Origin of the sequence: Paracoccus sp. S4493 (genome assembly GCF_000967735.1) — a bacterium.
In the GTDB taxonomy this organism is placed as follows: Bacteria; Pseudomonadota; Alphaproteobacteria; order Rhodobacterales; family Rhodobacteraceae; genus Paracoccus; species Paracoccus marcusii.
Map to the genome: position 1 here is coordinate 1 of NZ_JXYF01000166.1, position 7,267 is coordinate 7,267.

Consider the following 7,267-nt stretch of genomic DNA (forward strand, 5'->3'; position numbering starts at 1 on the left):
TGCCCGAAGGTGTTCCTCTCCGCCATCGCGCTGGCGGCTCTCGTCATCTATTGGTTATGAATCCTGACCCTAGGAGTTCCCGTCTCCAAACATGATTCGAGGCGCATGATGGCGTCTTCATCCACCGTGAATTGCCCCGCAACGGTGCGCAGCCCGCGGTCCATGGTGCAAATCGGTCCGATGGCTTTGGGGCGGCAGCCGACCCGTGAGAGAACGCGCCCCACCTGCAGGTCGTAGACCCCAAGTAGCGTGTGTATCCCTTGTCCCCACATCGCTCGGAACAGGCTTGACAGTAGAATCTGTGTCACCTCGCGTCTTCCCGATGGTCCAAGATGGCGCGCACCCTCGCGGTCTACGCAGAGGCGGGAAATCTCCATGATGCATGGATCGCTCGGCGCCGTTGCTCCGCCCAAGAGCTGCGGGAAAACATCACGCAACATATAGGGTCCGGTGGTCGGCAGGATCCGCAGCGAGCCGATGAGCGTACTGCGATCAACAACGCATAGGTAGAGCGGGTTAAGGGCATCGAACCGGTCGGTCTCATAATCTCCGCGGCAGCATACGCGCCACTGTCGGCGCTCGGAGAAGGCGCGCTTGCGTAGGCGGAACATCGGGCCCTTAAAAGGCGCTTCGCTACTCCCCCGGAACAGCACGGATTGCATAGCGCTCTCCCGAAGCGGATTCCGTTTCCGACACTAGCGTTCCGTCGCAGATGCGAAAGGCTTGGTCGGCAGCGGCACGCAGGGTCTTGTCATGGGTAATGACTAGAACCGGCACACTATGTGCGATGTCCCGCAGCGTAGCAATAACAGTCTGAGCGGTGTCACGGTCAAGCTCGGAGGTGGGCTCGTCGACAATGATGAAGCGTGCGTTGTGGTAGAGCAGCCGCGCAAAACCGATGCGCTTGCGCTGCCCGCCCGAGATGCTGCGCCCGCTCTCCCCGAGGGGGCGATCACTTAAATTCGTGATTTCTGCCTTTGTGAAGCCGGCGCGCAACAGGCTGTGCCGCAGCCTATTAGTATCCACCTCAGCGGCGAGTGCCACGTTCTGAGCCAGTGGCATGTCGAACATCTCGACAGATTGATTCACCAGATATATATCCGCGCTTGGTATCGGGCTGAGGATGAGCCCCTCGTGCTCACGCAAGCCTGCAAGGGTTTTGGCGAGCAGCGATTTTCCGGTACCGGAGCCTCCCATCAGAGCGGTGAGACCGCGCATGGGAATCTCGGCATCCTCAATTTCCAGCAGCACCCGCTCTCCCGCCTTCAGCGGCAGTTTCTTAATACGCAGTACTGGTGTGTCGTGGAACACGTGGGCGACCTTCGCGTCTGAAATGGGTAGATTCATCACTTCGAGCAATTGCCCTGCCCCAGAAAGACCCTGCATGAAGGCCCTGTAGGCGGCAGAGAACTGCAGCAGCGGCGTGGATATCTGAAGAAGCAGCCCGTTGACTAGCACTAGGCTTTCGACCGCACCTGGTCCAGTTCCTTGGGCGAGAATCACAAGGCTCGTTACCCCCATAAGGGCGAAGAGCAAAAGTCCCTGCCAGAGGCCAAGCCAAAGATTGGGCCAGATCGAGCGGCGCACTTGAGCGACAAAGGTATCGGCCGCCTCGGCGTAACGGTCCTGCACCCATCCTTGGGCGCGGAAGGCGCGAATTGCTTCAAAGCTGCGCAGGCTTTCGGTGAGGATACCGTAATTTCGTGTAGCGGTGGCAAACCAAGTCTGTTGGCGGCGCTGAACCTCGCCGGAGATGCGGTAGGTCACCAGCAGGAAGACTGCGAGCAGAGCCAGCACCAACCCGCCGATTCCCCAAGAGAGGCGCACTCCCAGGATCACCGTTACCACTATTGCTTCGAGGATTAGCGGTGCGATGGAAAACAGGCCGTTGAACATCACTGCCCGGATGCCACCGAGGCCCCTATCTACGATGATCCCCAACTCACTGGCATTGCGTGCGGAAGCGTCAGCGAAGCGGATGCGGTAGAAGAGGTCCAGCACCTTTAACGACAGCGCCTTCTGCACCATCTGCTCAAAGACGACATAGCTGGCGAAGCGGGCCTCTTCGAGGATGCGCCTTGCAAAAAATAGCCCAGCATAGAGCGCGGCGGTAAGTGGCCAAGTCTCTGCTCCGGTTAGCAACTGGGAAGTAAGTACGGCAAGCACAACCGCCGGCAGCAACCGCAGCGCCACAAGCAGCACGAAGAGCAGGCTCGAGAGCGCAAACAGCCGCCAGACCGGGGCCGGGAGGGCGCGCATTGCCTCGACGATGAGGGAACGAGGTCGCGTACCACCTGTCATGCGAATGGAACACTCCCGGATCGGATTGGTTCGGGCAAGCCGTAGCGAACAGCTGCCAGAGCCTCTGCCGGGCTTCCTACGAGGATCATGCCTGGAAAGGCCTCAACTCCGTGCAGTACCGATAAGTGTAAGGCTGGGCCAGAAGCATCGGTGCGCAGCACGTCTGTATGGTGCAGCAGGGGCCGTGCGCAGAGCTCCGCTGGACGGACCAGAGGTCGCGCAGCAGCCATGGCGTCACAGACCTCGGCAGCGCCTTGCTCGGTGTTGAAGGTCATGTAACCGGTAGTTAGCGCATCCTCACCGCTAGTATACCCTCCCTGCGGATCCTCTTCAGCACCCGTGGACTGCCCCGCGCGCTCACAAGAAAGCTGTTCGGTCAGGACCACCGCTTGATAAAGTTCTTGTACCGCCTTGGCGATAGCTTGGGACTGGGTGCCTGCGCCCGCGCCGCCTGCACCGAAGCGGACCGGAGCACGCCGGCCTCGCAGTACTGCGAGGATCACCGAAACGTCACTGAAAAGCGAGATTTCTGCCAGCTCTACCTCGCCCCAGGTTTCCAGAACGGCGAAAGTCGCGCGGGTCTCGTCATTGAGGCCTAGCAGGCCATCATGCAACCGCCAGTGGCGGTGGCCGTGGCCAAAGTACCAGAAGGCGGTGAGCGACTGGCGCTCGGCAAACTCGAGGACGGCCGCATACAGCGCCCGCGGGCGACTGACGTGCACCGCTGTCCCGGAGCTGTCGCGGTACGGCAGGGCGGCATCGTCGCAGTGGGCGGCTAGCGTCGCGAGAAGCGCAGGCATCTGGCAGCGGCGCTCGCCTGAGATGTCTTCCACCGTAACCATGTCGAAGCAGGTGTCCGGCCCGGCGCCCTCAAGGAGAACCTCGAACCAGTCGCGTAGGTCTTCCGGAAGTGTATCTAACCGTCGCCTGCCCACGATGCATGGCGGAGAGAAGGAGAAGCTGCGTTCGCAGGCCTCACCAAGTGCGCGGGTGTGAACCGAACGGGCGCGCCCAGTTGCACAACTGACCCTGCCGGAGCCAACAAGGCAGCGCGCTAGCGAAGGGGCTCCGAGGCGGGGGGAAAGGTCGATGACGCGGCGGGAGATGTCCGATTGCAGGATCATGCGTGGCCTCCGAATTGCACCACTAGGGGCCATGCGACGCGCGGATCCACCCCCAACGCCATGGCGAGGCGGTCATCCTCGAAACCGCCCCAAACACGTCCTGCAAGACCCGCGTTTTGCATCTCCTGGCCCATCTGCTGGTACATAGAGCCGGCCTCGAGCAGCGCCAGCCGGTAGCCGCGCACGCCGTATTTTGCCACTGGCACCTGCATGAGCGCGCAATAAAGCAGTGCGAAGGCACAATCCGCCATGCGTGGGAGTGCCGTATTATCCGTCGCGATGCCGAGCGCGTTGAGGACGCTCTCCGGCGCCGCCGCCTCTAGTCGCTCAAGCCGACGGCTGTGCGGCAGGTAGTGGTAGCTACCAGGGGCCAGACCCTCGACGTTGCGCGCCCAGAGACAGACCTGGCAGGAATATAGCGCTCCGCCGCTAGGATAGGGCCGGCGCCTACTGCCCAACCCGGCATTGCCGAAGCTACGTGCCAACAAATCCATGAATAGTGTCACTGACACCGGCCGGGCGGGATCGAAATGCTTGGCGGAAGCGGCACGATCGTGAAACGTCTCCGACATGACAGATTGCACCGTCCCAGAGAAGGGATACTCAGCTGCTTCCATCCGCGCGAGATCAGTATTGGTTAGGCCAGTGTAGTTCGGGCTAACAGCGCCGAACTCAGGGGTGACATTGTTGCCTGCGGCGTGCAGAGCACGGAGCTGATGCCAAGTGCTGGGGTCTATCGTGTCGCTTGCGCGAGACAGGGCAAGAGTCTGCATGGGTCAGCCTTTCGTCGGTCAATTCCCGGGAGCGTGGTGCAGACAGTCGCAGGCAGGCGAAAGAGGCACGCGGGCGCGAGTGATATTCGGCATCCCGTGCGAGATCCTCAGCAGGCTGCGCACGTCGTCCCAGTCGTCCCAACCGCGCCGGATGCCAAGAACGGTTTCGGAGCGCGCCGCGGCAATTCGTCCAGCATAGGCGAGGTCGCGCGATGCCAGCCGCCGGAAGGGCCGCCCATCACAGCCCTCCGCCTGAAGCGCCGCCAAGGCGTCACCGAGGGAGAGTTCGCCCCGCCGGCCACCTTGGAAGCGCGCCTCTTCGAGGAAATCCATGCAGCAGCAAGGGCAGGCAATACCGAGGCCCGGACGCCACGGCGGCGTAACGACCGTCTCAGGGCCGAAAGGAAAGAGGGTGACAAGGATCTGTCCCGGGCGAAGCGCCGCGCGGGCCGCGGCAAGTGAGTCGGAAAGGTTCGGCCGGTTGATCGCCTCGATCCGCAGGAGGCCCGGCTCCCTCTCCTCGCTGGGACTGGCGAGCGTCTCGGACAGAAACATGGAGCGCAGCGGCTCAATATCCTCAGGGTCGCCGGCCAAGTGCACGGCGCAAGCCGCCGGGCGTACCTCGTGGATCAGGCCAAGCCCCTGCTTCAAAAAATTCTCTAATGCCGGAGCGTCGCTACAGCCGCCGAGGGTCTCCACGAGAGTCTCATGGTCTATTTGGCTGTGCAGCGAGAGCGCGCGCAGCGCATCGGCCGCCCCGCGGTCCTCGATCGTGAAGAGCCCGTTCGGCGCATGAATCGCGACGCCGTCATCCGGCATGTCGGTTAGCGCGAAGGGGGCAATGCTGTAGAGGGTCATCGTCTCCGTTCTCCCCTGTGGCTAAATCTGCTGGGCCGCCCGCAGACAGCACCGAGACAGACGGCCCCGCTCCAATCGGGCGGGGCCGTTTCGGCTGCGCCGATTAGCCGATCGGGGATGCGCCAGAGTTGGTGCAGCTCGCACAGTTGCTGGGCGACTGATTAAAACGCGTAGCTGTCGCCGGCTTCGGGGTGCGGGTGAGCTGCTTGCCAAATGCGTTGGACATCGAAATTCTCCTTAGGTTTGCGGTGCAATTGCACCTTCACTTCAGGCCTTTCACGACCTAGAAAAAAGATAAGCGGTGACGTGCGGCAGATCACTCCTATAGAATTGGAGGGTACAAATCGTCATGCGAAGGCGACCCGCTTGTGCGGGTGACGATCATCTAAAACTTACCCACCTGCATTGTTAACCTGGAGTCCGCTATTTGGGACCAAGCCGCCGTTTATTATGACAGCTTCAAAGCTTCAGCGTCATGTCCCAACGATCTAGTCCAGTGCGGAACCCGTTTGGCGTGATAGTGGAGCATGCAAAACCAAACCCTTCATAGAAGCCCTGGGTGTGTTGGCTGGTAGATAGCTTGATTTCGGCAAGACCAGGTATCGACCGTGCCAGCGTGAGTCTGGCTTGTGTTAGTATGCTTCCCAACCCTTGCCCATGTGATGCCCCATCAACCATACCCCATGACAGGGATGCCCTCTGGCGCGTGATATCTATCGTTAGCCCTCCACAGGCGACCACGGCATAATCCCGTACAAGAATGATGTAAGGCGCAGAAATTACGTTATAATTTTTCAGATGATCGTTAAACTCCTCACGCTCCTCAGACGCAAAAAAGAACGGAACGTTGCTGTCAAAGATTGAAAGGCAAGCAGGACGATCCGCAGGCATGAAGGGGCGTGAAATAATATTGCTCATCTATGAAATCCAATCTGAACACGCTGGCAGAGCTCGCTGCACTGTCAGCACCTGTAAATCAAGGTTGCTTAAAGGCTCGTCATGCGGACATGCGCCTTTTCACAGACTGTGCTCTGGCCCTTTGCGCTCAGCGATCCGCTGGAGTTCCAAGACCCGCTCCTGCTCCAGCACGCGCTCCCGCTCCCGGTCCTGCTGGGTGAGGGCATGCCCTGCGCGATCGACGTTGCGCGCGACCTCCTCGCCGTGATCCTCGCCACGCCCCGCCCGCGCGGCCTGTAGACGCTCAAGGGCGGTTTGCGGGGTATCCACGGCCCCACGCGATGCACGGGCGGCCTGAAGTCGCTCCAGCGCCGTCTCCGGGGCGCGGGTGAGGCCAAGCGACGCCGCGCGCTCCTGCACCCGGTCCAGGGTCCGCTCCAGCCAGTCGCGGGCCTGCGTCCGGAACTCACGGGCAACCTCGCGGACCTGAAGGCCAATCTCGCGCACCTTCTGCCAGCGATCGGAGGCCGGCGTGGCGATCCCGCGCCGCATCATGCTCCAGCCCCGCGCACCCACATCAGGCAGGGGCGGGCGGTCCAGCTCCACCGCCCGCGCCATCTCCGCGACGTGGGTTCGCTCGTCGCCACGGCGCTCGGCCGCGTGAGCCCGCTCAAGCGCCTCCGCGCGCTGCGCCTCCAGGGTGCGGTGATCGACCCGCTCATGGACGTTGCAGCGCTCCAGCGTCTGGTTGACGTGCTCGGCCCAGGATGACCGCCAGTCCACCAGCAGCTCCTTGGCGTTCCAGTCGCGGTTCTTGGCCCCGAACCCCTCGGGGCCGATCTCGCGGGTGGTCAGCATGATATGTGCATGGTGGTTCCGCTGGTCGCCCTCGCGCCCCGGAGCGTGAAGGGCGATGTCAGCGACCATCCCCCGGGAGACGAATTCCGCCTGAACAAACCCGCGCACCAGATCGCGGTTCTGCTCAGGCGTCAGCTCGGACGGCAGGGCCACACGCACCTCGCGGCTGACCTGCGCGTCCTTGCGGCGCTCGATCTGCTCCACCGCGTTCCATAGCGCAGAGCGATCCCGCGCCCAGTCAGGCGCATGTTCGGGGGCGAGGATCTCGCTGTGCGCGACACCGTGCTTGCGGGTGTAGTCGTGCACCTCACCGGTGCGACGATCCACGATCCGCTCGGCGGCACGATAGGCGCTTGCGGCGGTCGCGGACCGACCCTTGCTGCGGGAGATCACCGAGGCGTCAAAATGATAAATCGCCATGATCGCCCCCTTGGCCTGGTTTCGAAAGGATGCGCA

At 62.2% G+C, this 7,267-nt stretch carries 6 protein-coding genes; all 6 read right to left on the bottom strand.

Translation table 11 applies throughout. The features are described from left to right. Positions 1–633: 633 nt before the first annotated feature. Positions 634–2,301, bottom strand: a complete 1,668-nt coding sequence (locus tag TW83_RS15770; RefSeq protein WP_084697594.1) for an ABC transporter ATP-binding protein — start codon at positions 2,299–2,301, stop codon at positions 634–636. Next, the gene (locus TW83_RS15775; RefSeq protein WP_162198068.1) at positions 2,298–3,425 is read right to left on the bottom strand and encodes a YcaO-like family protein; all 1,128 of its coding nucleotides are present in this window, start codon (positions 3,423–3,425) and stop codon (positions 2,298–2,300) included. Before TW83_RS15775 ends, TW83_RS15770 begins: the two co-directional genes overlap by 4 nt. Continuing rightward, on the bottom strand, positions 3,422–4,198 hold the full coding sequence (locus TW83_RS19595; RefSeq protein WP_064503580.1) for a SagB family peptide dehydrogenase: 777 nt from the start codon (positions 4,196–4,198) through the stop codon (positions 3,422–3,424). Before TW83_RS19595 ends, TW83_RS15775 begins: the two co-directional genes overlap by 4 nt. A gap of 18 nt (positions 4,199–4,216) precedes the next feature. Beyond that, positions 4,217–5,056 (bottom strand): hypothetical protein, encoded by an 840-nt coding sequence (locus TW83_RS15785; protein ID WP_045983737.1) that lies wholly within the window; start codon positions 5,054–5,056, stop codon positions 4,217–4,219. Between the two features lie 459 nt (positions 5,057–5,515). Next, on the bottom strand, positions 5,516–5,974 hold the full coding sequence (locus TW83_RS20025) for a GNAT family N-acetyltransferase (protein ID WP_084693982.1): 459 nt from the start codon (positions 5,972–5,974) through the stop codon (positions 5,516–5,518). A 99-nt stretch (positions 5,975–6,073) separates the two neighbouring features. Continuing rightward, positions 6,074–7,267 (bottom strand): MobQ family relaxase (gene mobQ / locus TW83_RS21890; RefSeq protein WP_239441398.1); only part of this gene is annotated, 1,194 nt, incomplete at its 5' end.

Excerpts from the sequence above, each read along its gene's own strand:
- TW83_RS15770 (WP_084697594.1), bottom strand. The coding sequence starts at position 2,301 with ATGACAGGTGGTACGCGACCTCGTTCCCTCATCGTCGAGGCAATGCGC.
- TW83_RS15775 (WP_162198068.1), bottom strand. The coding sequence starts at position 3,425 with ATGATCCTGCAATCGGACATCTCCCGCCGCGTCATCGACCTTTCCCCC.
- TW83_RS19595 (WP_064503580.1), bottom strand. The coding sequence starts at position 4,198 with ATGCAGACTCTTGCCCTGTCTCGCGCAAGCGACACGATAGACCCCAGC.
- TW83_RS15785 (WP_045983737.1), bottom strand. The coding sequence starts at position 5,056 with ATGACCCTCTACAGCATTGCCCCCTTCGCGCTAACCGACATGCCGGAT.
- TW83_RS20025 (WP_084693982.1), bottom strand. The coding sequence starts at position 5,974 with ATGAGCAATATTATTTCACGCCCCTTCATGCCTGCGGATCGTCCTGCT.